Annotated in this window: 1 tRNA gene; it reads right to left on the bottom strand. The window is 51.1% G+C overall.

Going from position 1 to position 227, the window contains the following annotated elements:
- Positions 1-130: 130 nt before the first annotated feature.
- Positions 131-207 (bottom strand) — tRNA-Ile (locus LQK91_RS21965).
- Positions 208-227: the final 20 nt, after the last annotated feature.

Genomic DNA, 227 nt, shown 5'->3' with positions numbered 1-227 from the left:
CACCACTACTACCACTCAACCGAGTTACATTCTTCTGACGAAGGATGTAATTTCTTTTCAGGCAAGGCATGCGGAAGGGACGTTTACCGGGGTAAACGACCGCGCGCATAACGCAGCATGAGAAGAAATTTGGTAGGCCTGAGTGGACTTGAACCACCGACCTCACCCTTATCAGGGGTGCGCTCTAACCACCTGAGCTACAAGCCTGTAGAGGTTTTTTCTGCTCG

Source organism: Pantoea sp. MHSD4, from assembly GCF_021043305.1.
In the GTDB taxonomy this organism is placed as follows: domain Bacteria; phylum Pseudomonadota; class Gammaproteobacteria; order Enterobacterales; family Enterobacteriaceae; genus Pantoea; species Pantoea eucalypti.
This window is presented reverse-complemented; position numbering and strand designations above follow the sequence as displayed.